We start from the raw sequence: 24,740 nt of genomic DNA, 5'->3' as shown, positions 1-24,740 counted from the left end.
CCTGGCCGATAGGTCGACATTTATATGCCGGGCCCTTTCTTGCAAGTCGCGATTTATATTGTGGTTTGTGGATTTTTGGGAGTCGCCTGATCGTATAGCATTTGCATTTGTGTCGACCTGGCTTTCAACGTCATCACTAGCATGCACAGTCGTTTATCCATTGGCCACGACATTGCCAGGTGCTGCAGGCAAACAAGGCGGGATTAACGTGAGAGTCCTACTCTGGTGTGCAGCGGTGCTGCTGCTCGTGTTGATGCTGTTGAGCGGTGCTGGATGTTTGCAGGGCTCGCTGGAGCTGTTTCCGACCGAGGCGCAGCAGCGTCAGGCTCGATTGGGCTACGGGGTGGCGTTTGTGGGCTTCGCCGTGCTCGAACTCTTGGTCGTGATGTGGCTTTGGAGGGAGAGACGAGAGAGAAGAGAGAGAAGGGCTGTTCGCCGTTAGGTTGTCGATGGCTGGCTTCAGACCGCTAGAACCAAAAAAAGCCGGGGCTTGATGCCCCGGCTTTTTCGTTCTGCGTGCAGCTATATCGTTCCGTGGCTGCCTAGCCTTCTACCGCGTACCGCCACCAGCACAGGCCTGGCTTGGCGAAGTCGAGCAGGCGTGACGAGCGACGAGCAACGATCTGCTGTAGCTCTTTGCCCCGTGTTGCGGGATAGGGTGCCGCTGGCGGTGGCCAGCGGCCTTGGGAGGGCGCTCAACACTTGCTGATGGCTGTTTTCGTATGATCGTGCAACGTCGGGGCGACTGATGTGCCGCCATGTGCTTTTAGCCAGTCGCAGGCAGTGACGATGTCTTTAGCCAAGCCCTTGATGACGTTGCGGTTGAGGTGGGGGCGCACCACGATGCGCAGACTGGTCACGGTTTCTGCATTCGGTGGCATGGAGTAAGCCGAGAGTACCCATCCACGTTCACGCACCTTGGCGGAGATATCAAACTCATTGAAGGTATCGAAGCCGTCTTTCAGCGTGAGCGCGACTACCGAAATTCGCTGTGTCTGATTCATGATGTCGAAGTAGCCGCTTTCCACCAGCAAGGTGCGCAGGTATTTGGCGTTCTCGACGGTATGTAGCATGATCTCGCGGTAACCGTCGTACCCGAGGCGAATGAAGGTGTAGTACTGGTAGGCGACTTGGGCAGCGCTGCGGGAAAAGTTGAGGGTGGCCGTGGGCATCTCGCCGCCAAGGTAATTGACGTAGAACACCAGATCCTCGTTGAAGGTCTCACGGTCACGGAAGATCACCCAACCCAATCCCGGAGGCACCAGCCCAAACTTATGGCCTGATGCATTGATGGACTTGACCCGGGCCAGTCGAAAGTCCCACGGGTAGTCGGGGTAGAGGAAGGGATTGACGAAACCCCCGGACGCGCCATCGATATGCATGGGCACGTTGTGGCCAGTGCGTCGCTCGTAGTCGTCCAGCCAGTCATGAATCGCTTCGATATCATCATCTTCACCCGTGAAGGTCTGGCCAGCGATGGCGACGACGGCGATGGTATTCTCGTCCACCAGTGCATCAAGGTGTTCGGTGGTCAGTCGATAATTGCCGGGCTTGAGTGGCGCAATCCTGGGTTCGACATCGAAGTAGCGCAGGAATTTCTTCCACACGATCTGCACGTTGCCACCGGTCACCAGGTTGGGCCGCGACGTCTCCTTGCCAGCGGCCTCGCGCGCCTGGCGCCAGTTCCACTTGTGGGCCAGTCCTGCCAGCATGCAGGCTTCAGAGGAGCCCACCGTCGCCGCTCCATACGGGGTGGCCTCCTTCGGCCCGTTCCACAGGTCATGCAGCCAACGGACCATTCGCTGCTCTATAGCGAATAGCTGTGGGTACATGTCATGGTCAATAAAGTTCTTCAGAAAGTGCTGTTCAAGCACCTTGAGAGCTTCGGGTTCGGTAAAGGTGGTGACGAAGGAGGAAAGGTTCATGACGGGGTGGGCGTCGGTCCAGGCCTCCGAGTTGACAATGGCCTCCGCCGCTGAGGCCGAGATGCTGCTTCTGGGGAAGTGATGCTCGGGTATGTCTTCGTTGTACTCGTTGACGAACAGGTCAAAGGGAGAGGAATGCTTCATGGTGATGCTCCTATGCGGGTGATGGAACACGTCATCAATTGCCTCGGGCTGGCCTGTCCTCCATCTGGCTAAATGCCGTCCTTCCCCGTGCCAGGTGGCTGTGGGTCCTTTTCGCCGCGGCTCCCTTTGGATGTTGTTATGGCGAGCCTTCAGCAAGGCTACGCGTCGTGTATTCCTCCGATAGGCGACTATTGCTCTAAATCGCATCCTCCCAATCGCCAGATGGCGTGTGATATCGCTTCATGGTGAGCGCAGCGCAGCGCAGCGCAGTGCAACGCCACGCGGAGGGGCGCGTTCACCAGGCCGTAGTGGGGTGAGGTAGATGAAATGAGATCAGAGCTCACGTGAACAGGACGGAAGGATGGAGAAAGCCTTTCTTGAGCGATATCTCGCAACACTGCCGGTCACATTGCTGAATACGTCACGTGCTTTAGTAAGGGGTACTGTTGACTGTCGCGTCGGGGAGGGTAGATAGCCTTTGAGTTGACGCGCTTCGGCGTGACTTTGCCGGAAGATAACCCGCTTTAGATATGCAACAGTCGTGATGTGGGCTTGCTGTTGTGGGGGCCTAAAACCAAAAAAGCCGGGACTTGATGCCCCGGCTTTTTCGTTCTGCGTGCAGCTATGTGGCTTTATCGCGACTTAGCCTTTTACCGCGTACTGCCAGCTCGGGCCGAGTTCGGCGAAGTCGAGCAGGATTTCCGCTGACTCTTCGACTTCGGCGCGGTCGACGGGCTGTTCCTCTTCGGCGTCTTCCTCGGCGGCCAGGTCGGCATCGTCACCGCTTTCGCGGGCATCGCCCCATTCCTCGAGGATATCGAGGCCGAGGGCTTCACGGCGCTCGTTCTCGAGCGACAGCATCTCGGCGTCCTGGGCGTCGGCTTCACGCTGACGCTGCTCGCGGTTGAGGCTGACGCTGGTGTGCTGCTCGCGCAGGCGGCTCGCCAGTTCTGCCCGCTGCTCCAGGTAATGGAAGTTGGGGTGGTCGTCGGCCCGCTGCTGGTGGCGTGTGCGCAGTTCCTTCAGGTACTGGCGCGGGGTGCCATAGCTGCGGTACTGAACGTCACGTACCGTGTCCCAGGGCAGGGCGTTGTCCAGCGCGCTCTCACCGATAATCTCGGGGTCGAGCAGGCTGGGGTACATGATGTCCGGCTTGACGCCGCGGTTCTGGGTGCTCTCCCCAGAGATCCGGTAGAACTTGGCGCGGGTCAGCTTGATCTGGCCGTAGCTCAGGTCATTGAGGGTCTGCACGGTGCCCTTGCCGAAGGTGTTGGAACCCACGATCAGGCCACGGCCGTAATCCTGGATGGCACCTGCGAAGATTTCCGAGGCAGAGGCAGACAGGCGGTTGACCAGAACCACCAGCGGACCGTCGTAGAGGGTGCCGCTGTCGGTGTCACCGTACAGGCTGATGCGCCCACGGGCATCACGAACCTGCACGGTAGGGCCGCGATCGATGAACAGGCCGATCATCGAGTTGGCTTCCTGCAGGGCACCACCACCGTTGTTGCGCAGATCGAGGACGATGCCCTCGACGCCTTCGGCCTTGAGCTTCTCGACCTCGGCGGCGACGTCACGGGTGGTGGAGCGGTAGTTCTCTTCTCCCGCCTGCCAGGCGTCGAAGTCCACGTAGAAGGCGGGCACCTCGATGACGCCGACCTTGTGCACCCCGTCTTCGCGCTGAACCTCGATGACTTCGCTGGAAGCCGCCTGATCCTCGAGCTTGACGGTGTCGCGGGTGATATCGACCACGGTGGAGCGGGTCATATCGACGGCTTCACCGGGCACCACCTCGAGACGCACCTCGGAGCCCTTGGGACCGCGAATCAGCTCGACCACGTCATCCAGGCGCATGCCGACCACGTTGACGATGTCCTCGCCTTCCTGGCCAACGCCGATGATGCGGTCGGCAGGCTTGAGTGCGCCATCCTTCTCGGCGGGGCCGCCCGGCACCAGGCTGGCCACCTTGACGTATTCGCCGTCGGCCTGAAGCAGTGCGCCGATGCCTTCCAGTGACAGTCGCATCTGAATGTCGAAGGATTCACCCTGGCGCGGCGACAGGTATTCCGTGTGGGGGTCAACGGTGCCGGTAGCGGCGGCCATGATCAGTCCGAACACATCCTCTGAGTTGGTCTGCTCAAGACGGTGCTTCTGGGTCTCGTAGCGCTCGCGCAGGGTATCGATGACCTTGTCGTCGTCCTGTCCACTGATCGACAGCGTCAGGGCGGCGTTGGCCAGGCGCTTGCGCCACAGCTCGTCCAGGCTCTCCTGAGAGGCGGCCCAGGAGGCGTCTTCGCGATCCAGCTCCAGTCGACCCAGCCCATCGAAGGACATGTCGAGGTCATCGATCTCGTCCAGCATCCAGTCAAGGCGTGCTTCGGCGCGCTCGTGATAGCGCTGGTAGAGGTCGTAGGCCCTGGCCAGGGAGCCATCCAGCAAGGCTTCATCCATGCCGGTGCGTAGATCACCGAAGTCATCCACGTCGTCTTGAAGGAAGTAGGCGCGTTGTCCATCCAACACGTCGAGGTAGCGCTGGAAGGCGCGGTTGGACCATTGGTCGTCCAGCTTCACATCCGCGTAGTGGCCGTAACGCAGCGATTCGGCCACCTCCATGGCCGCCTGACGCTGGTCGTCGCCGGGCGTGGGAGTGGCCAGCGCCGTTGGGGCCGCGATCAGCAGGGAAAGCGCCAGGGCGCGACCCGCAGACTCAATCAGGCTCATCAATGAAGCACTCCAGGATTCGTGTACACTCGTCGGTCTGACACCGACTCGGTCGGCGGGTCCCTTGGACCGGATTCGCATTGTAGCAGCTTGCTGTCAATCCTTGTCCTTTACCGTGTTAACAGAGTAAAGGACAAACCTTGAACCATTACTATCATGCATCAGAGGACGCCCATGTCACAGGAGTGCTTGCCAAAGGATGATACCGAATGCGCCAAAAGGCTCAGTCGGTTGCTCGACTTTCTTCGCCGTTCACCCAGCCCTTGGCATGCCACTGCGAACATGGCTCAGCGGCTCGAAGATGCGGGCTACCGCCATCTGTTGGAGACCGACAGCTGGGAATTGGTTCCCGGTGACCGCTTCTATGTGACTCGCAATGACTCCTCCATCATTGCGGTGAACCTGCCCAGCACGCAACCTCTGTCATCGCTGCGGATGGTCGGTGCTCATACCGACAGCCCCAATCTACGACTCAAGACCCATGCTGCCCAGCGTTCGGCGGGGTGGTTGCAGCTGGGCGTTCAGGTCTATGGCGGCGCGCTGCTGTCGCCCTGGTTTGACCGGGATCTGGGCCTGGCAGGCCGCATTCACGTCAGACTGCCGAATGGCCAGGTGAAGGGCGTGCTGATCAACGTCGAGCAGGCGATTGCGATCATTCCCAGCCTGGCGATTCATCTGGATCGTGAAGCCAACGATGGGCGTGCGATGAATGCCCAGACCCAGATGGCCCCGGTCGTCATGCAGGCCGATGAGGACGCGACCCTGGAGAGCCTGCTGCAGGAATGGCTGGAGCAGCAGCACGGACTCGGCGATGCCAAGGTGCTGGACTTCGAACTGGGCTTCTACGACCTGCAGCCGCCGTCACTGGTAGGGCTGCGCCAGGAGCTGATCGCCAGTGCCCGGCTGGACAACCTGCTGTCCTGCTTCATGGGGCTTGAGGCCATGCTGGATGCCGATGGCGACCAGGGCATGGTGCTGGTGGCCAATGACCACGAGGAAGTCGGTAGTGCCAGCGCCTGCGGTGCCCAGGGCCCGTTCCTGGCGGACGTGCTGAAGCGCGTGAATGGGCAGGTCGGTGAGGGGACGGAAGAAGGCTACATTCGCCTGATTCAGTTTTCGCGCATGATCTCCTGTGACAATGCCCACGCCCTGCATCCGAACTTCAAGGACAAGCATGACGCGCAGCACGGTCCAAGTCTCAATGGCGGGCCAGTGATCAAGACCAATGCCAATCAGCGCTATGCCACCAACAGTGCCACGGCCGCCATGTTCCGTGATCTGTGCGAGCAGGCGGACGTGCCGGTGCAGACCTTTATCACCCGGGCCGACATGGGCTGCGGCAGCACCATCGGGCCGATTACCGCGACTGAGCTTGGGGTGCCTACGCTGGATGTTGGCGTTCCGCAGTGGGCCATGCACTCGATTCGCGAGACCGCAGGCAGCCAGGATGTCGAGCATCTGACTCGCGTACTGACCGCGTTTTTCAACCAGCCAACACTGGTCTGACCCTCGAGGAACCCAACGAGTTAGGGTCGCTGGTCGGGCATGTGACAGCTGGCATCAGACATCCCGCATCAGCGCCCGCAGGATGCAGAGAGACGGCACGCCCTAGACAGTCGCGCCGTCATCCTTGTTTCCAGGCCTACCGGCCCCTGAAGCTTGGGGGAAAGGTCAGGGTTCCTCGGCCTATCTCGTCACAACAAAAAAGCCCGTCGATCAGGGATCGACGGGCTTTTTCTGTATCTGGTGGCTACGCCCTGACTCGAACAGGGGACCCCATCATTATGAGTGATGTGCTCTAACCAACTGAGCTACGTAGCCTTTCAATGGCGCTGCATTCTACTTGGCTGACCTGGAATGTCAAGCTGGAAGGCGGCGGTGTGGCCGATTAGCGGCGCTGGCAAGTTGCTTGCCGCCCTGTGCTGATGTGCCGGCTGGGCCGAAAACCTGGCGCACAGCGACCGGTCGCCGGGTTACCGCCGGCAACGTGAAAATACTGCTACCTGTCTGAAAGATATAACGAAAACGTCGTTGGCACATGTATTGCTTTTCTCTTGTGGACCGTGAGCGTCGGCGCTAGCCATAAAGCCGTCCTGATCCCGCGCGATGGATACGCCATCGCCAGCAGGGCGCCAAACGCCGATTGAAGATCGATTGACGACCACGACAGGGGAGTCGTTGATGATGGAACCCATCGAGACCTTTTACGACGTGATGCGCCGACAGGGAGTCACGCGTCGCTCGTTCCTCAAGTTTTGCTCTCTGACTGCAGCAGCGCTGGGCCTGGGGCCCGCCTATACGGCCAAGATTGCCCACGCCATGGAAACCAAACCCCGCACACCGGTGGTGTGGGTCCATGGCCTGGAATGCACATGTTGCTCAGAGTCCTTTATCCGGTCGGCTCACCCATTGGTGAAGGATGTGGTGCTGTCCATGATCTCGCTGGACTACGACGACACCTTGATGGCCGCAGCGGGGCATCAGGCTGAGGCGGCGCTTGCCGACACCATCGAACGCTACAAGGGCAACTACATCCTGGCGGTGGAGGGTAATCCACCGCTCAACGAAGACGGCATGTTCTGCATCGTGGGAGGCCGGCCGTTCGTAGATCAGCTGCGGGAGGCGGCGGCCCATGCCAAGGCAGTCATCTCTTGGGGCTCCTGCGCCAGTCACGGGTGTGTTCAGGCCGCCAGGCCCAACCCCACCCGGGCCACCCCAGTGCACAAGGTCATCACCGACAAGCCGATCATCAAGGTGCCGGGCTGTCCCCCCATCGCAGAGGTCATGACCGGCGTCATCACCTACATGCTGACCTTCGATCGCCTGCCCGAGCTGGATCGTACCGGGCGTCCGAAGATGTTCTATTCCCAGCGAATCCATGACAAATGCTATCGGCGTCCGCACTTCGATGCTGGCCAATTTGTCGAGGCCTTCGATGACGAGGGGGCGAGGCGCGGCTATTGCCTTTACAAGGTCGGCTGCAAGGGTCCGACCACCTACAACGCCTGTTCCACCGTGCGCTGGAATGAAGGCGTGAGTTTCCCCATCCAGGCGGGTCACGGCTGTATCGGCTGCTCGGAGGATGGTTTTTGGGATAAAGGGTCCTGGTACGCCCGCCTGCAGGACGTTCACCAATTCGGTATCGAGGCCAATGCCGACCAGATCGGTGGTGCCGTGGCGACCGGTGTGGGCAGCGCGGTCGCCATTCATGCCGCGGTCACCGCATTGAAACGGGCGCAGGTCAAGCGCCAGTCATCCGTCAGCAAGGAGGAGGTCTGATGACACAGACGCGCACACCCAACGGGTTCGATCTGGATAGAAGCGGCCGTCGCATCGTGGTGGATCCCGTCACGCGCATCGAGGGACACATGCGCTGTGAGGTCAATGTGGATGACAACAACATCATTCGCAATGCGGTCTCCACGGGCACCATGTGGCGTGGGCTTGAGGTCATTTTGAAGGGCCGTGATCCTCGGGATGCCTGGGCCTTTGTCGAGCGCATCTGCGGCGTCTGCACAGGCTGTCACGCGCTGGCATCGGTGAGAGCGGTGGAAAATGCCCTGGATATACGCATCCCGCGCAATGCTCACCTGATTCGGGAAATGATGGCAAAGGTGCTGCAGTGGCACGATCACGTGGTCCACTTCTATCACCTGCATGCGCTCGACTGGGTCAATCCCGTCAATGCGCTGCGCGCCGATCCCAGGGCCACATCTCGTCTGCAGCAACTGACCGGCCCCAACCATCCGCTGTCATCCCCTGGCTACTTTCGGGATGTGCAGAATCGTCTGAAGACCTTTATCGAGTCTGGCCAGCTGGGCCTGTTCAAGAACGGCTACTGGGACAACCCGGCGTACAAGCTGTCACCGGAGGCGGATCTCATGGCCACCGCCCACTATCTGGAGGCACTCGATCTGCAGAAGGAGATCGTCAAGGTCCATACGGTGTTCGGCGGCAAGAACCCGCATCCCAACTACATGGTGGGAGGGGTGCCTTGCGCCATCAATATCGACGGTGACCTGGCTGCCGGGGCTCCGCTCAATATGGAGCGACTCAATTTCGTTCGGGCTCGTATGGAAGAGGCCTTTGCGTTCTCCCAGAACGTCTACCTGCCGGATGTGATCGCCATTGCCAGCTTCTACAAGGACTGGCTCCATGGCGGCGGTCTCGCCGGCAGCAATGTGATGGATTACGGCGACTACTCCAAGGTCAACTACGACAAGTCCACCGATCAATTGAAGGGCGGTGCCATCGTCGGTGGTAACTGGGACGAGGTGCACGAGGTCGACCCCACCGATCCTGAGCAGATCCAGGAGTTCGTGGCCCATTCATGGTATCGCTACGCCGACGAGTCAAAGGGGCTTCACCCGTGGGACGGCGAGACAGAGCACCACTACGAGCTGGGCCAGGCAACCGTAGGTACCCGTACCCACATCAAGGAGCTGGATGAGTCGGCCAAGTACTCCTGGATAAAGTCGCCGCGCTGGCGCGGGCACGCCATGGAGGTGGGGCCACTGGCCCGCTATATCCTCAATTACGCCCAGGGCAACGAGTTCGTCATCGACCAGGTCGACAGCTCCCTGGCGGCCTTCAATCAGCTTGCCGGCACCCGCCTTACGCCACGCCAGGCACTGCCTTCGACGATAGGGCGCACCCTGGCGCGGGCGCTTGAGGCGCATTACTGCGCCTCCATGATGCTCGATGACTGGCACAAACTGGTGGCCAATATTCGAGCAGGTGACCTCGCCACGGCCAACATCGAGAAGTGGGACCCGGCCTCCTGGCCCAGTGAAGCCCGTGGCGTGGGTATCGTGGCGGCTCCCAGGGGCATGAACGGCCACTGGATTCGCATCAAGGACGGCAAGATCGAGAACTATCAGTGCATCGTGCCCACCACCTGGAACGGCAGCCCCAGGGATGCCGAAGGCAATATCGGAGCCTTCGAGGCCTCGTTGATGGGGACCCCGATGGAAAGGCCGGACGAACCGGTGGAAATCCTGCGCACCCTGCACTCCTTTGATCCTTGCCTGGCGTGCTCCACCCATGTGATGAGCGAGGACGGAGAAGAGCTGTCCCGCGTAACCGTGCGATAGCGGGGGAGGAATCATGTCTCAGCAATCCAAGACGCCGGATGTTGCGCAGACGTCTGCGGCTTCTGTTGATCCAGAAGTGTCGGGCCAGCCGGGCGCATCACGCGAAGGGGGCGCCGGTACTGAGGCCGGCGTGCTACCTGATTCCGTCAGGCAGACCTCGGTCTACGTGTACGAAGCCCCATTACGGCTATGGCACTGGACCAATGCCTTGGCGATTCTCGTGCTGATCGTCACCGGCTACTTCATCGGCAAGCCGCTGCCGACGGTATCTGGTGAGGCCAGCGATCACTTCGTGATGGGCTACATCCGTTTTGCGCATTTCACCGCGGGATACGTACTGACTATTGGCTTCTTGTTCCGCTTCTACTGGTCATTGGTGGGTAACCATCATGCCAAGCAGCTGTTCAGACTGCCGCTGCATCGCAGCGAATGGTGGCGTGAGGTCTGGTTCGAGCTGCGCTGGTACCTTTTCCTTGAAAAGCGTCCGCGCAAGTACGTGGGGCACAATCCCCTGGCGCAGCTGGCAATGTTCCTTTTTATCACCCTGGGAACATTGTTCATGATCGTCACGGGGATGGCGCTGTACGCTGAGGGGGCTCTCAGGGGGAGCTGGCAGGACAGCCTGTTTGGCTGGGTCATTCCGCTGGTAGGGCAGAGCCTGGATGTTCACACCCTGCACCGGCTTGGCATGTGGGTCATGGTGGTGTTTATCATCATTCACGTATACGTCGCGATACGCGAAGACATCATGTCGAGACAGAGCATTGTCTCGACGATGATCTCGGGGGAACGTACCTTCAAGGACGATGAACCCTTCTGATGCACTGATTCAGGAGGTCCCGAAGATTTAGAGGGTTCAAACGATTCGGAAGATCCAGAAGGTCTAGAAGTAGTGGCCTTGTCGTACACACGCTAGCGGGCTATTTACCAACCCGCTAGCAATTCTTGTCAGTTGATAACTCCTCTAGATGTCAGGAAAAGGTGCCAGCTTTTCCGTCCCATGCAGAAATAAGTGGCCGTTGATATATCTCGCATTAGCCTGTTTAGAAAGCCTCTGTCTCGAAAGCTCTTGCTCGATAGCCCCTGTCGCGAAAGCTTCTCTCTCGTTAACGAGCGACTGGGTAACTCCTGGCTTTTCTTGATACACCTTATCGAGACGCATCTCACCTATGTGTGCCGTGCCAGCGATGAAGTCGCCTGTTAGTGGAAGAAAAAGGACAGGGTGCTTACCCCTTTTCCTTTAAATTGTGCTGGATCAATAGAGACATTTTTTCTTGATTACAGCCCGAGCTATTCTGCGACACTGAGTTTTTGTTTGGTGAAGCGCTAGTGTTCGCTCAGTAATTCACTGTTTTTACATGCCTATATGTCGATACCGAGCACCTTTATGTTGTCTTCTGTTTACCGGTATCAGCGGCTGATATGACAGGAACTTAGCGCCTTTGTAGGTGGGAGCCGAATGCCTTTAGCCATGGATAACAATGACAGCCAAGCATCTTCGATATTGGTGTTGGGAATCGGCAATGTGCTCTGGGCCGATGAGGGATTTGGCGTTCGGGCGGTTGAAGCCCTCCACCGACGTTTTGATGTGCCCCCTAAGGTAACGGTGCTGGATGGAGGCACCCAGGGTCTTTATCTGCTGCCCTACATCCAGGCATGCAGCGAGCTGCTGGTCATTGATGCCATCGACTACGGGCTTCCTCCCGCGACGATCCATGTCGTGCGTGACGATGAGGTTCCGAGCTTTATGGGAGCCAAGAAGATGTCACTGCATCAGACGGGCTTTCAGGAGGTGCTGGCGGCGGCGCAGTTGCTGGGGTGGCAACCTCGACATCTCACGCTGATTGGCGTGCAGCCGCAGGTCATTGATGACTACGGCGGATCGCTGTGCCCTGAGGTAGCCGCCCGTATCGATGAGGTGATCCAGCTGGCCGTGGAAGAGCTTGGCGCCTGGAAGGTGACGCTGCGTCCTCGTGAGGCGATCGCGGATCAGGACGGACTGGCCGCACCAGCCCTGGCACTGGATCACTACGAAGGACAGCGCCCGTCGTCGCGAGACGCTTGTCGCCTTGGCGACGCGCGATTTCTCGTCCAGGCAAGCCATGCCGAGGCCCTGACCGATACCGAAAACGAGACCGACCCGAGTTGCGTGGCGGAGCGACAACATCATCAGCCCTCTGCGTCCCGCTCTCCGATTCAAGGGCCCACTTGTCTGGACAGTTCTGGCTGCCCCAGTGAGGGAGGTGCGCCATGAGGATGGGGCTGGCCACAACCGCCGATAGGCTCTCACCGCACGATAGGTGGCAGTCATGTGTGTAGGCATCCCGATGCAGGTGGTGGACGTATCCGGTTCGCTCGCCCTGTGCTGCCGAGCAGAGGGAAGCGCGGCTGAACAGGTGGATATCGCGCTGATCGGTGACGTGGAGATAGGCGATTGGCTGCTGGTGTTTCTGGGTGCGGCTCGGCGTGTGCTCGACCCGGAGGAAGCCCAGCTGATACGCAGCGCCTTGGAGGCCGTGGCGTTAGTCGCCAAGGGAGGCGCCATGGAAGCAGGCTACTTCGCGGACCTGGAGGCAGAAGCCCCCAGGCTACCGCCACACCTCGAGGCAGCCCGAAGGGCCGGCAGGACCAGCGGCTGAGACAAGCTGGAGCGTTGCGGCCGCTCGGGGAAAAGCTCGGCGAAGAAGTCGGGATGCGGGAGGACACTGGCGTGAGAAAAGGTGCGAGAAAGGATGTGAGAAAAGGTGCGAGAAAGGATGTGAGAAAAGATTCGAGAGTCGTTGGGAGAGAGCAATGACGGGACCCTTGGGGCGCTTGATCAATGAACTGGACTATCCCTGCCTGGCGGGGGCGGAATTGCAGGCGTTCATGGCAGAGGAAGGGTTGCACGTACTGCTGTTGAGTGGCGATCCAGAGACCAATCTCGAAACCCAGGACGTGGCTGCCATTCTCCCGGAGCTGGTGAGTGCCTTTGCCGGCAAGTTTATGCCTGCGGTTGTCCAGCGACAGGACGAGGACCTGATAAGAGAGCGCTTCCAGGTCTGGCCGGTGCCTTCTCTGGTTTTCGTCGAGCAAGGTCAGCTAAAGGGCGTGGTGTCGCGGGTTCGTGACTGGCAGGACTATCTCGAAGAGGTCGGCGCTATCGTCGAGGGAACATCGCCGCACGCCCAGTTGATCGCCAGGCAGTCATAAGTCGTTGGGGTGATTGGCGGGCCTATAAAAAGGAATGGATCATGACGCTGAACCACTTTTCTCCCTCCTTGGGTGGGGTAGGGCCCGGCAGTCAAGAAGGTGCCGAACTCGACTATCTTCCCATGCCGTCGGACATGCGCACCTTTCATGCCTCGTTGCCTGAAGTGGAAGACCCCGAACGCATTCGCCCGGCTCTTACGGCGTTGAAGGCCTTGGCCGCCGCCGCGTCTCGGTGGACGCCGGAAGGCGGCAATCTGGTGGTTGAGCTTCCACCGCTGGACGACGAAAACCGTCGGGTGGTGGCCGATACACTCGGGGAAGGAGAGGTCTCGGTGCGTGCGACGGGTGAGCCATCCTGCGATGTACAGGAGTCCATCTTCGCCGGGCTATGGCGAGTGACCACGGTAGGCAGTGGCGGGGCTGACGAGCGAATCGAGATCGGCAGGGTGCCCAGCGCCGCACTGAAGACGCCACCCAAGCGAATTTTCTGCCCACCGGAAACGGCGGCAGGGGTCGTCAATGGCCCCTTTATCGTCACGGAGCTGGTCGAGCGCTGTCACGCTCACCGTCCCGGCGATGAGCCCTACGCCATCAACCTGTCGCTCCTGCCCCATACCCCGGAGGACCTTCATTACCTTGAGCTGGCGCTGGGCCAGGGCGAGGTATCGATTCTGTCCCGGGGCTACGGCAATTGCCGTATCGACAGCACGGCGCTGGAGCATGTCTGGCGGGTGCGTTATTTCAATTCCCAGGATGCGCTGATTCTCGACGTCATCGAAGTGTCCGACATCCCTGAGGTGGCCTGCGCGGCGCCTGAGGACATCGCCGACTCTGTGGTCCGGCTTGAACAGACGCTGGAGGCCATGGCGTGATCCATTCCCAGTTTGAAGGGTCCTTCCTTGGCGACGCGGCGCGTCTGGACGATAACGCCCGTCTTGAATGCAAGATTTGCTGGTACTGCTATGACCCGGCAATGGGTGACAGCAGCAGGCAAATAGCGCCAGGCACGCCATTTTCTCGTCTTCCAGCGGATTGGCGCTGCCCCAGCTGCGATGGCGATAGCCAACAGTTTATGGTGCTGAGTGATGATAACGCCCCCGCCACCACAGCCATCATCGAGCCGGGCCAGGGTGAGCCGCCGTCCGCGGTCGCTCGAGCTCAACCTGAGGACGCTCACGGGGGGACTAGCGTGTCGGGCGTGGCACCCTTGGGTGCGGCAGAACCTGCGTCTGCAACGTCAATCGAGGCGTCCTTCCCTCAGGGCTCCACCAGCACCCGTCACGGGGCTGCTAACAGGGCCAATAGTCCGCCCAGTAACGGGGCCAATAGTCAGGTCATCAGTCAGGCCAGCAGCCAGGTCCGTTCGCTGGTCGAGGCCTTCCGTGAGACCCAGGCATCGCGCATGAAAGACATGCCCTTCTGTCATCCAGGGCTTAGCGTCGCGTCGGTGGGCTTTCGGGAGTGGCAATCCACGACATCGAAATGCCAGGGGCAGTTGGGCGTGTTGATCGCGCCCTGGCTGATGAATCTGGTGCTTATCCCTGCGACCGATGAAGTGACCGATCTGCGTTCAGGAGACAAGCGGATAGTGGCCTTTCCCTCGGGGGAGTATGAGTTCATCTACAACCTGAGCGCGCCCGTAGGCGGTTTTTTTGCCTGCGCCCTGTTCTCGGACATGAGCGAGTTCACGAGCCAGGAATATGCGCTAGACGTTGCCCATGCGGTCATGGATGCCCTGTTCGATGCGGCCCATCGCGCTGAGACGGATCGTCACGCGGATATCGCCGCCAGACAGCACAGCGCTCAGGATGACGAGGCCCCATCCACGGACGACTCCTCACCAGCGGACCAGCAAGATCCCGATATTCACCAACCGCATCTGAGCGCTTCGCAGCGTCCGCGCTCACGTCGTGACGTGGTAACCATCGGCCTGTCTGGAAAGGCAACATCCTGATGATGCTTGCTCTGGTCATCGACCATGACCCTCACCGGCCTGAAGGCACCAACTCGCCTGTCTTTCGCGTTCGACAGCGTGGCCGTCTGCCCACTCACTGGCTAAAGGACCGTCGTCCCGCCGAGGCTCTGGCCATGGTGGGATGTCTGTATAACCTCTGCGCCGCCGCCCAGACCGCCGCCGCCGCGTCTGCCATGGGGCTGGCGGTGCCAGCTGCCCAGCACACCGACATCCAGTGTGAAGTGCTGCGAGAGCACGCGCTGGTGATGTTGCGCGACTGGCCTGGGGCCATGGGGCATCCGGCGGCGGGCAACGAGCTGCAGGGGCTGGCCAGCATGGGGCTGGCTGACCTTGAGGAGTTTGAGCACCGGCTATTGGCCCAGCGGGCGAACCGGGTGCTCGCCGATCTCTCGGCGTGGTGGAGCGCCTCACCCAGCCTGCCTGCTCAGGTACTACGGCAGACGGCTGACTGGCCGCCCGGGGCTGGACGCATGGAGGCGGTCAATGACCCCAGCTTCGTGCGACGCGTTGCCTCTGACCCGGCCTTGGCGCCGCTCATCGCCCGGCATGGCTGGAGCCTGCATGTTCGGATGCTGGCGCGCGTCGTCGAGGTGGCACGCCTGATCGAGGGTTTGCGTGATGTCAGAGATGACGCAGCTGGCGGCGATGGTACGTCCCGCAGCGGCACATGCCCAGCGTCGTCAGCGCGTGCCTGGTTTGGTCGATCCCGTCCTGGCGACGGCTGGGCAGAGGCTGCTCGTGGCCGGTTGTGGCATCAGGTCGATTGCCGCGATGGCCGGGTCATGGCGTACCGTATCCATACCCCTACCGATGCCATGCTCGATACACCCCTCGCAGATGACCACGACGATGATGCGGGCGGGTGTCAGCCGGGATTTCTGGCACGACTGCTGAGCTCTGCCTACGGCTCAGGCGACAGCGGTGCCCGGCAGCGCGTGGCCATCGCCCTTAGCTGCGCAGACCCTTGTCTGCCGGTGGTGTGGCAGACGACGGATATGACCTGGCCTGCATCGCAGCAAGCGGGAGGAGACGTCAACGCAGCCGGAGAGCGGGGGGGCCAGCATGCATGAGTTGAGCCTGTGCCAGGGGATCGTGGAGCTGATTGAAGAGCACGCCCGCAGCGATCCGTTCACCCAGGTCACCCGAGTCTGCCTGGAGGTCGGCGCCCTGGCGTGTGTCGAGCCCGACGCGCTGCGGTTTGGGTTCGACCTGAGCGCTCGAGGAACCCTCGTCGAGGGCGCCAGGCTTGAGATCGTCGAGGTGGCTGCCGTCGCCTGGTGCTTTGGCTGCAACCAGACCGTGACGCTCAAGCAGCGGGGCGATCATTGTCCGTGCTGTTCCAGCTCGCGCCTGAGAGTTACCGGCGGAGAAGAACTTCGCATCAAGGAACTGGAGGTAATCTGATGTGTACCGTATGCGGTTGCGCCGGGACTGGCGTGCAGAACCGTCCCGGTGAGGACGACCACACCCATCATGACCACGCGCATGACCATAGGCACGATCATCACGCGCATCATCACGGACATAGCCACGACCAGGGTCACGATCATAGCCACGCTCATAGCCACGACCATCACCACGATCATGGGCATGACCATCACCATGATCATAGCCATAGCCATAGCCATAGCCATGACCTTAGCCATAGCCAGGCAGGCCCCGCGGATGAACAAGGCCCCCGGCATGCCATGGGCAGTGTCACCGCCGGTGCGGAGGCGCATCTGGACTGTGGTTCGGGACCCGCTGGCGTCGAGGTGGCGGGATTGTCGCAGCGCCGGCTGATCGAGATCGAGACAGACGTGCTGTCGCGCAACAACCGGATCGCCGACAGCGTACGCCAGCAGCTTGAAGCGAAAAGCGTGCTGTCGTTGAACCTGGTGTCCAGTCCAGGCTCCGGCAAGACCACGCTGCTGGTCGAGACGATTCGGCGGCTGGGGCCTGATGGGCTGGCGGTCATTGAAGGCGACCAGCAGACGGCCAACGACGCTCAGCGCATTCGTGAGACGGGAGTCCCGGCGCTTCAGGTCAATACCGGAAAGGGCTGCCATCTGGATGCATCGATGATCGAGCGAGCGCTTCCCAGGGTGATGCCGGCGGAGCTTGGGCTGCTGTTCATCGAGAACGTCGGCAACCTGGTGTGCCCTTCAGGGTTCGACCTTGGTGAAGATGCCAAGGTGGTCATCCTGTCGCTGACAGAGGGAGAGGACAAGCCGCTGAAGTATCCCCACATGTTCGCCGCAGCCTCCCTCATGCTGTTGAGCAAGATGGATCTGGCGCCCCATGTGGATGTCGATATAGAGGCCTGTGAAGCCTACGCCCGCCAGATCAACCCGGATATCGAGATTATCCGGCTGTCGGCCCGCAGTGGCGAGGGCATGGACCGCTGGCTTCAGTGGATCGCCCAGCGGCGAGAAATGCTGCGGCAGCGCGCGCTGGAGGCGGCGCGCCAACGCCTCGAGAAGCTGGAGCAAGGCGAGGCGCCAGGCCTCAAGGTCCTGTGACGTGTCTTCCCTGACGGAACGCTCGGCGCTGGGGGCGGGCCTGGTCGCAGCGGATGCGCTTCCCGGTGTGCTGGTGGTGGGCCAGTCGCTGTACGAGTCTCTGCTCAGCGGGCTGTCATCGCCTGCGCCGGAGTGTCTGGTCGCACAGGATTGGCCAGGGGCCCGGGAGCAGCTGGCGCGGCAATGGGTTGGGGTGCTGGTCGTCGATACCCAGGTGCCGTTGTCGCCGGGCTGGGTCCAGGAGCTGACCCAGCGCTGGCCTGACGTGCGTGGTCTTCTCGTGCTGGATGAGGCGTCTGAGGGGGAGTCCGAGCATGCGGCAGCGATGGTCAGGGGAGGCGACAGCGACGTGGCGCTGCCCGAGGCGTTTCAGCGTCTCTTTCGTCAGCATCTGCCGTGGACGCTGGTACGCGCCGTTGAGCATGCTCAGCAGCACTACTGGCTCGAGCGAGAAACACGCCGGCTACGCGCCGAACAGGCGCTGTCACAGCCGGTTGTTCAGGCGCGTCTGGCCGCGCATCGACAGCAGCTGCAACAGTCCCGCGGGTTTGAGCGAATCATCCGTTTGCCGGGGTCGCCCCTTGATGGCCTCTGTCATCTGGCTGCTCGGATAGCCGGCTTCGACGTCCCGGTATTGGTGACAGGAGAAAGTGGCACCGGCAAGGAGCTGATGGCGAGGGCCATACATTCAGCCAGCCTGCGCTCCGAGATGCCCTTTCTGGCGCTGGATTGCGGCGCGGTGTCAGACGAGTTGCTGGAAAGCGAGCTGTTTGGACATTGCAAGGGGGCCTTTACCGGCGCCAGTGCCCACCGTATCGGTATGTTGGAACGGGCGCAGCAGGGCACGCTGCTGCTCGACGAGGTTGGGGACGCCTCGCCCGCCTTCCAGCTGAGATTGCTGCGCTTCCTGCAGGAGGGCGAGATACGTCCGGTGGGTACCAACACTGTGCGTCAGCTGGATGTGCGGGTGATTGCCGCCACCCACCGTGATCTGGCGGCAGAGGTGGCGGCGGGCCGCTTTCGGGAAGACCTGTACCATCGTTTGAACGTTGCCACGGTGGCCTTGCCGGCACTGCGTGAACGGCCTGAGGATATTCCTTCGCTGGCAGAAGCGCTGTTGATGCAGCTGGCCAGCCGTCACGGCGTGCGTGTCTCGGGGTTTGGTCCTGGCGTGCTTGACTGTCTATCGGCCCAACCCTGGAGCGGTAACGTGCGCGAGCTGGAAAATCAGATTACGCGCATGCTGATGATGACGACCGGCGCGACCATTGGTCTGGAGCTGCTGCCCGAAGCACTGCGAACACCACCCCATGCCGGCATGTTCCGTGAAGAGCAGTGCAGTGAAGAGCCGGGCCGTGAAGAGCGGGGTCGTGAAGGATGGGGTCGTGAAGGATGGGGTTGTGAAGGATGGGGTTGTGAAGGATGGGGTTGTGAAGAAAGGAACAAGGGGCCGGTCAGGAGGGAAGCCGGAGGTGCCGCCAGAAGTGAAGTCAGGAGTGAGATCAGAGCAGAGGAGACAGACGGGGGCCTAGGCGCAGTCCCAGGAGAACCCTGCGTTCGTGATAGCCATCGGCAGAGTCACCCCGCCTCGACGACCGCTCCCGCGGCGACCCTGCGGGAGCAGATCGAACTGTTGGAGACGCGCTGCCTGCTCGAAGCGTTGACCCGGCATGCCGGCAACAAGACACGTGCCGCCGAGGAGCTTGGGCTTTCGCGCATTGGGCTGCGCGCCAAGCTCAAGCGCTATGGAATCGACTATGGGATTGAGGGTGGCGACGCGGCGGGGCCCAGTGACGCCCAGTGACGCCACCTAAGACCGCGCTGCATAGATCATCAAGCGTTTGCGGCTCAACAAATCCTGGGAAGCTGCTCACCCACCAGCATGTCGACGATTCGCTGGCCTCCAAATAAGGTGCGCAGGGTAACCCGTCCGGGTTTGCCGGAGTAGGCGTGGCCGATCACGCTGGCGTCCCGGCCCAGGGGATGGCGCTTGAGCGCGGCCAGGGCGGCATCGGCACGATCCGCCGGTACCACGGCCACCAGCTTGCCTTCGTTGGCCAGATAGAGAGGGTCCAGGCCCAGGATCTCGCACATGCCCCTGACCTCTCGGCGCAGCGGCAAGGACGCATCCTGAAGTTCGATGGACAGTTGGGAGGCCTCGGCCATCTCGTTGAGCACCGTGGCGACCCCACCGCGGGTGGCATCGCGCAGGCAGCGGGTGTTCGGCACCGCCTCGAGCAGTGCTTCCACCAGGCCATTGAGGGCGGCGCAGTCGCTCTCTAGAGCCGTCTCCAGCGAGAGATCTCCACGGGCGGCCAGGATCGCTGCACCGTGGTCGCCCAGCCAGCCGTTGACGATGACCACGTCTGTCGCCTGAATCTGCTCGATGCTCAGGCGGCGCTCGGCAGGGATCACCCCCACACCGGTGGTGGTGATGAAGATACCGTCACAGGCACCGCGCTCCACCACCTTGGTATCGCCGGTCACGATGGCGACCCCGGCACGGTCTGCCGCTTCCTTCATGGATCGGGCAATACGTCTCAGGTCTTCGACCGGCAGTCCTTCTTCCAGAATCACCGAGCAGGACAGATAGCGCGGAAGGGCGCCACCTACCGCCAGGTCATTGACGGTGCCGCAGACCGCCAGGCTGCCGATGTCCCCACCCGGAAAGAACAGAGGTTTCACCACGAAGCCATCACTGGTCATGGCCAGCCGATCCCCGGCACGGCAGAGGGGTTCCAGCGCCAGTCGAGCCTGATCCTCGAGGGTATTCTCAGGGGCGCCGAAGGCCCTGATGAAGACATCATCTATCAGGTCCTTCATGGCCTTGCCGCCACCCCCATGGGCCTGGGTGATGGAGACTGCATTGACCGTGGCCAGAGTGCGCTTGTGGCTCATGGCGAGACCTCTTCATGCTGTTCTGCGCGGGGGCCGCCATATTGGAAGTAAGCGGCGCAGGCGCCTTCACTCGAGACCATAAGGGCGCCGCAGGGGGACTCCGGGGAGCACTGGCTACCGAACAATTCACACTGCCAGGGCTTGAGATTGCCGGTCAGTACCTCGCCACAGCGCAGCGCCTCGGGGTCGGCCACCTGCTGGTTCGGGAGCGAGAACTTGCGCTCGGCATCGTAGGCGGCGTATGCCTGCCTGATCTGCATGCCGGAGTCCTCGATGGGCCCCAGGCCCCGCCACTCGCAGGACTGGCGGGATTCGTACACTTCGTGGACAGCCTGCAGTGCAGCGGGATTACCGTCTCGGGAAACCAGCCGCTGGTACTGGTTTTCGACCTCGGTGCGGCCGTCGTGCAGCTGGCGCACCACCATCAGCAGAGATTGCAGCATGTCCAGGGGCTCGAAGCCGGAGATGACCACCGGGCAACGGTAATGTTCAGCGATGAAGCGGTAGGGCTCGGTGCCGATGATCATTGACACATGGCCCGGCCCGAGAAAACCGTCCAAGCGATGATCGGGATTCTCGAGAATGGCCTTCAGCGTGGGAATGATGGTGATGTGGTTGCAGAACACCGAGAAGTTGGTGATGCGCTGGCGCTGCGCCTGGGTGATGGTCAGAGCCGTGGAGGGGATGGTGGTCTCGAAGCCCAGGCCGAAGAACACCACTTCCCGTTCTGGATGGCGGATAGCGAGATCCAGTGCATCCATGGGCGAGTAGACGATGCGCACGTCGGCGCCTTCGGCCTTGGCCTGAAGCAGGCTCTTGCGAGAGCCCGGGACCCTGATGGCATCACCAAAGGTCGCCAGGATGACCTCGGGGCGTTCAGCGATCGCCAGGCAGTCATCGACGCGTCCCATGGGCAGCACGCAGACCGGGCAGCCCGGGCCGTGGATCAGCTCCAGCTGATCGGGCAGCATCGCCTCCAGCCCATAGTGGAAGATCGCGTGGGTGTGGCCTCCGCAGACCTCCATGATGCGAAGGGGGGCAGCGCGATCACGACAGATCTTCTCGACCAGCGTGGTGATATGCTCCAGGGTCTGGCGGGCTCGTGTGTGGTCGCGGAATTCATCGATAAACTTCATTGCCGCTTCTCCTGGCTGTCGATCAAGGCATCGAATTCGTGGGTATCACCGAGCATGTCCAGCATCGCCAGGGTTCGTTCCGCGGCGGCAGCGTCTATCCGGTTCAGGGCAAACCCGACGTGTACCAGCACCCAGTCTCCCACGCAGGATTCGGGCGGATGGGCATCATCGATGATGCAGGCGATGTTGATCTGGCGGCGGACGCCACTGACGTCCACGGTGGCCAGACGGTTGTCGATATCATCGATCGCGATGATCTGCCCCGGGATTCCCAGGCACATGGGTACTCTCCTGTGCGTCGTCGTCATGGCCGTCGGGCACTAGACAAGGGTGTAATGGCGAGTGTGGTGGGGGCAGACGGCGAGCAGGTGCTGCGGCGATCAGCGCCTGGCCAAGGGCGATGCCCCCATCATTGGCCGGTACCTGGCGGTGACTCAGCACCTTGAAGCCCTGCGCACCAAGGCGCTGCTCGACCAGCGCAAGCAAGCTACGGTTGTGGAAGCAGCCACCACTCAGGGCCACGGTGTCAAAAGGGTGGTCTTGCGAGAGTGTCGAGGTGACACGAGCCAAGGCGGTGGCCAGGCCCAGATGAAAGCGCGCCGCGCAGAGGGCCGGGTCGCAGCCCCTGGCCAGATCATCAAATAGCGCCGGCCACAGGGGGGCTGGGTCCAGCAGCATGACGCCAGTGTCAGAAACGGTAATGTCGAAGGGATAGCCTGGGTCGGTGCTGAGGTCGTGCACGGACATGCGGGCCAGTGCCCTGGCAGCCTGTGTTTCCAGCGCCATGGCGGCTTCGCCTTCGTGATGCTGGTGCTCGAAGCTCAGCTCGAGTGCCGCCGCGACGGCGTCGAACAGCCTGCCGCAGGATGACGCCTTGGGGCTGTTGAGGCCTGCCTTGAGCATGGCAACCAGGGCTGGCAAGGGTATGCCGCCAAGCCGCTTGACCACCTCCAGTTGGGGATAGCCTCCTAGCAAGGCGTCAATGCCAGGGCCGGCGAACCACTGGGCTACAAGATTGCGCCAGGGTTCTCGGGCGGCGGCTGCGCCTCCGGGCATCGGCACCGCCTTCAATGCTGCCACGCGCTGACACTGTTGGTAGTCCGCCAGCAGGCACTCTCCACCCCATAGCTCACCATTCAGGCCAAGGCCGAGGCCATCCAGGGCGATACCCAGTACCGGCGGTGCAGACAGTGGTCGGCCATGTTCGCCCAGGCAGGCGGCAATATGGGCATGGTGGTGGCCGACTTGCGTTATCGTCAGCCCCTCGCGAGCGGCCATCGCTGTGGCCAGGTGGCTCGTGTGGTAGTCCGGGTGACGATCGCAGGCCAGCCAATCAGGACGATGGTCGTAGAGCTTCAGAAAATCCTGCAGATTATGCTCGAAGTCATCCAGGGTGGCGGGATCGTCCAGGTCGCCCTGATGAGGCGACAGAATGGCGCGTTCTCGATCGATCAGGCAGAACGTAGCTTTCTGCTGCGGGCCAAGGGCGAGGCCAGGGCCAATATCCTCGAACCCCGGCGGCAATGGCAGCGACGTTGGCGCGAAGCCCCGAGCCCGCCGCAGGACGCGCAAGGCTCCCGCGGCGTCCTGAACCAGGCTGTCATCAACGCGCCTGACGATGCCGCGATCATGGCTCAGGGCGTGGCTGGCCATGGCTCCCAGTGCAACAGTCAGACGAGCATCATCGATCAGCTGCGGCTCGCCCGAGGCATTGCCACTGGTCAGTACCAGCGGTACGTCGAAATGTCGAAACAGCAACAGGTGCAGGGGCGTGGACGGCAGCATCACCCCCAGGCGGTCGAGGCCTGGAGCCAGGTTCGGGGCGATATCTAGAGCCAGGTTCGGGGCGATGTCGGGAGCCGGATTCGGGGCGATATCTAAAGCCAGGTTGGGGGCCTGGCTAGGCCTTTTGGGAGACATGTGCGTGTCGGTGGCCGACATGGGCGGACCCTTGCGTCGCTCCAGCAGGACGATCGGCGCCGCCGGGCTCTCTAGCGCCTCGGCCTCCCGCGGGCTGACGTGGCAGTAGCGGGAGACCATCGCGAGATCCGCCATCATCAACGCCAGGGGCCGCGTCGGTCGACGCTTCAATTGGCGCAGTCGTGCGACCACATCCTCTCGAGAGGCATCACAGGCGAGCTGATAGCCGCCGAGTCCCTTGATGGCCACGATATGACCCGCGCAGATCAGCTCTGCCGCGGCCATGATCGGGTCGGCATCAGGGCTGCTTTCAGGGCTGCCATAAAAGATAGCAGCGTGGTTCCCCGGGTCGGTGGCGGGCACACCATGGTCGCGATCAAGGCGCACCAGCGAGACCCGTGGACCGCAGTCGGGGCAGGCGATGGGCTGCGCGTGGAAGCGCCGATCGGCAGGGGAGCGGTATTCCTGGCGGCAGCTGGCGCAAAGCGGAAAGGCCGCCATGGTCGTGGCGGCACGGTCGTAGGGCATGGCCCGGATAATCGACAGTCGCGGGCCGCAGTGGGTGCAATTGGTCAATGCATAGCCCGAGCGGCGCTGCATCGGATCGAGAATCTCGGCTTTGCACGCGGCGCAGACAGCGGCATCTGCCGCAATATCGGTGCGAGTCAGGCCGGGCCGACTGTCGATGATGGTGAAATCGGTGATCGATTCCACTGGGGTCAACTCGGACGATGCGATGCCTGTGATGGTCGCCAGCGGTGGCGGCTCACTGTCGAGCTTTGTCAGCAGCGTCGCCAACTGCGCCGGGGACCCCTGAGCGCGAATCACGACCCCCTGGCCATCATTGCGGACATTCCCCGTCACGCCAATAGCGGTGGCGAGCTGCCATACCCAAGGGCGAAACCCGACGCCCTGAACGCAGCCCTGCACCCTGATCTCAAACGCTGACATCACAAGGTCTGGGGGAGCGGGAAGGGAAGCGGGAAGGGGAGTGGTGGTCACTGGCGTACGCCTTCGGGCAGCAGGCAAATGTTCCGCACGACTATTCCACAGTCTTTTCCAGGCTGCGGTGAGCTGCGTCACGGTCTGTGTTCACCTTACTCCTCTTGTCCCGCCTTTCTCGGCGGAACCTATGCAGTGCTGAGCCCTGACGACAGACCCCATGTCACGCTGACTGCGTTGACGTCTTGGCGACGTCTCAAGCCGTCATCGCTTGGCATTCCTTAAATACTGTA

General features: G+C 61.7%; 19 protein-coding genes and 1 tRNA gene. 13 read left to right on the top strand and 7 right to left on the bottom strand.

Going from position 1 to position 24,740, the window contains the following annotated elements; genetic code table 11:
• Nucleotides 1-695 precede the first annotated feature (695 nt).
• Complete coding sequence (locus tag KUV72_RS13045; protein WP_222238703.1) at nt 696-2,069, bottom strand: glutamate decarboxylase; 1,374 nt, start codon at nt 2,067-2,069, stop codon at nt 696-698.
• Nucleotides 2,070-2,711: 642 nt separating this feature from the next.
• On the bottom strand, nt 2,712-4,790 hold the full coding sequence (locus KUV72_RS13040; protein ID WP_222238702.1) for a carboxy terminal-processing peptidase: 2,079 nt from the start codon (nt 4,788-4,790) through the stop codon (nt 2,712-2,714).
• A gap of 174 nt (nt 4,791-4,964) precedes the next feature.
• Between KUV72_RS13040 and KUV72_RS13035 the strand changes: the two genes are divergently transcribed.
• Nucleotides 4,965-6,296, top strand: a complete 1,332-nt coding sequence (locus KUV72_RS13035) for a M18 family aminopeptidase (protein ID WP_222238701.1) — start codon at nt 4,965-4,967, stop codon at nt 6,294-6,296.
• Nucleotides 6,297-6,534: 238 nt separating this feature from the next.
• On the opposite strand, the gene KUV72_RS13030 is transcribed toward KUV72_RS13035, so the two are convergent.
• Nucleotides 6,535-6,611: transfer RNA gene (locus KUV72_RS13030), tRNA-Met, on the bottom strand.
• Nucleotides 6,612-6,971: 360 nt separating this feature from the next.
• On the opposite strand from KUV72_RS13030, the gene KUV72_RS13025 reads away from it, so the two are divergent.
• From KUV72_RS13025 to KUV72_RS12970, 12 genes are all read left to right on the top strand, one after another.
• The gene (locus KUV72_RS13025) at nt 6,972-8,069 is read left to right on the top strand and encodes a hydrogenase small subunit (RefSeq protein ID WP_277987396.1); all 1,098 of its coding nucleotides are present in this window, start codon (nt 6,972-6,974) and stop codon (nt 8,067-8,069) included.
• A complete protein-coding gene (locus KUV72_RS13020; RefSeq protein ID WP_222238700.1) occupies nt 8,069-9,883 on the top strand; it encodes a nickel-dependent hydrogenase large subunit in 1,815 nt (604 codons plus the stop codon). The genes KUV72_RS13025 and KUV72_RS13020 overlap by 1 nt, the downstream gene beginning before the upstream one ends.
• Nucleotides 9,884-9,896: 13 nt before the next feature.
• The gene (cybH, locus tag KUV72_RS13015) at nt 9,897-10,703 is read left to right on the top strand and encodes a Ni/Fe-hydrogenase, b-type cytochrome subunit (RefSeq protein WP_222238699.1); all 807 of its coding nucleotides are present in this window, start codon (nt 9,897-9,899) and stop codon (nt 10,701-10,703) included.
• Between the two features lie 639 nt (nt 10,704-11,342).
• Nucleotides 11,343-12,137 (top strand): HyaD/HybD family hydrogenase maturation endopeptidase, encoded by a 795-nt coding sequence (locus tag KUV72_RS13010; protein ID WP_261317482.1) that lies wholly within the window; start codon nt 11,343-11,345, stop codon nt 12,135-12,137.
• A gap of 55 nt (nt 12,138-12,192) precedes the next feature.
• On the top strand, nt 12,193-12,522 hold the full coding sequence (locus KUV72_RS13005) for a HypC/HybG/HupF family hydrogenase formation chaperone (RefSeq protein ID WP_222238698.1): 330 nt from the start codon (nt 12,193-12,195) through the stop codon (nt 12,520-12,522).
• 154 nt (nt 12,523-12,676) lie between these two features.
• Complete coding sequence (locus KUV72_RS13000; RefSeq protein WP_222238697.1) at nt 12,677-13,075, top strand: hypothetical protein; 399 nt, start codon at nt 12,677-12,679, stop codon at nt 13,073-13,075.
• Between the two features lie 41 nt (nt 13,076-13,116).
• The gene (locus KUV72_RS12995; protein WP_222238696.1) at nt 13,117-13,947 is read left to right on the top strand and encodes a hydrogenase expression/formation protein; all 831 of its coding nucleotides are present in this window, start codon (nt 13,117-13,119) and stop codon (nt 13,945-13,947) included.
• Complete coding sequence (hybE, locus tag KUV72_RS12990) at nt 13,944-15,029, top strand: [NiFe]-hydrogenase assembly chaperone HybE (protein ID WP_222238695.1); 1,086 nt, start codon at nt 13,944-13,946, stop codon at nt 15,027-15,029. Before KUV72_RS12995 ends, hybE begins: the two co-directional genes overlap by 4 nt.
• Nucleotides 15,029-16,120: a hypothetical protein gene (locus KUV72_RS12985; RefSeq protein WP_222238694.1), complete on the top strand. Its 1,092-nt coding sequence runs from the start codon at nt 15,029-15,031 to the stop codon at nt 16,118-16,120. The genes hybE and KUV72_RS12985 overlap by 1 nt, the downstream gene beginning before the upstream one ends.
• Entirely contained in the window at nt 16,113-16,454 is a 342-nt protein-coding gene (hypA, locus tag KUV72_RS12980; protein WP_222238693.1) for a hydrogenase maturation nickel metallochaperone HypA, read from the top strand. The genes KUV72_RS12985 and hypA overlap by 8 nt, the downstream gene beginning before the upstream one ends.
• Nucleotides 16,454-17,551: a hydrogenase nickel incorporation protein HypB gene (hypB, locus tag KUV72_RS12975; RefSeq protein WP_222238692.1), complete on the top strand. Its 1,098-nt coding sequence runs from the start codon at nt 16,454-16,456 to the stop codon at nt 17,549-17,551. Before hypA ends, hypB begins: the two co-directional genes overlap by 1 nt.
• A 1-nt stretch (nt 17,552) precedes the next feature.
• Nucleotides 17,553-19,355, top strand: a complete 1,803-nt coding sequence (locus KUV72_RS12970; RefSeq protein ID WP_222238691.1) for a sigma-54 dependent transcriptional regulator — start codon at nt 17,553-17,555, stop codon at nt 19,353-19,355.
• A 44-nt stretch (nt 19,356-19,399) separates the two neighbouring features.
• On the opposite strand, the gene hypE is transcribed toward KUV72_RS12970, so the two are convergent.
• The 4 genes from hypE to KUV72_RS12950 are packed head-to-tail and all read right to left on the bottom strand — an operon-like array spanning nt 19,400 to nt 24,456.
• The gene (gene hypE, locus KUV72_RS12965; protein WP_222238690.1) at nt 19,400-20,449 is read right to left on the bottom strand and encodes a hydrogenase expression/formation protein HypE; all 1,050 of its coding nucleotides are present in this window, start codon (nt 20,447-20,449) and stop codon (nt 19,400-19,402) included.
• A complete protein-coding gene (gene hypD, locus KUV72_RS12960) occupies nt 20,446-21,585 on the bottom strand; it encodes a hydrogenase formation protein HypD (RefSeq protein ID WP_222238689.1) in 1,140 nt (379 codons plus the stop codon). Before hypD ends, hypE begins: the two co-directional genes overlap by 4 nt.
• Nucleotides 21,582-21,866 (bottom strand): HypC/HybG/HupF family hydrogenase formation chaperone, encoded by a 285-nt coding sequence (locus tag KUV72_RS12955; RefSeq protein WP_222238688.1) that lies wholly within the window; start codon nt 21,864-21,866, stop codon nt 21,582-21,584. Before KUV72_RS12955 ends, hypD begins: the two co-directional genes overlap by 4 nt.
• Entirely contained in the window at nt 21,826-24,456 is a 2,631-nt protein-coding gene (locus tag KUV72_RS12950; protein WP_222238687.1) for a carbamoyltransferase HypF, read from the bottom strand. Before KUV72_RS12950 ends, KUV72_RS12955 begins: the two co-directional genes overlap by 41 nt.
• Between the last annotated feature and the right edge of the window lie 284 nt (nt 24,457-24,740).

Origin of the sequence: Halomonas sp. DP4Y7-1 (assembly GCF_019800705.1) — a bacterium.
Classification (GTDB): domain Bacteria; phylum Pseudomonadota; class Gammaproteobacteria; order Pseudomonadales; family Halomonadaceae; genus Halomonas; species Halomonas litopenaei_A.
The sequence above is the reverse complement of the archived record's forward strand: the minus strand, read 5'-3'. Positions and strand labels throughout refer to the sequence as shown.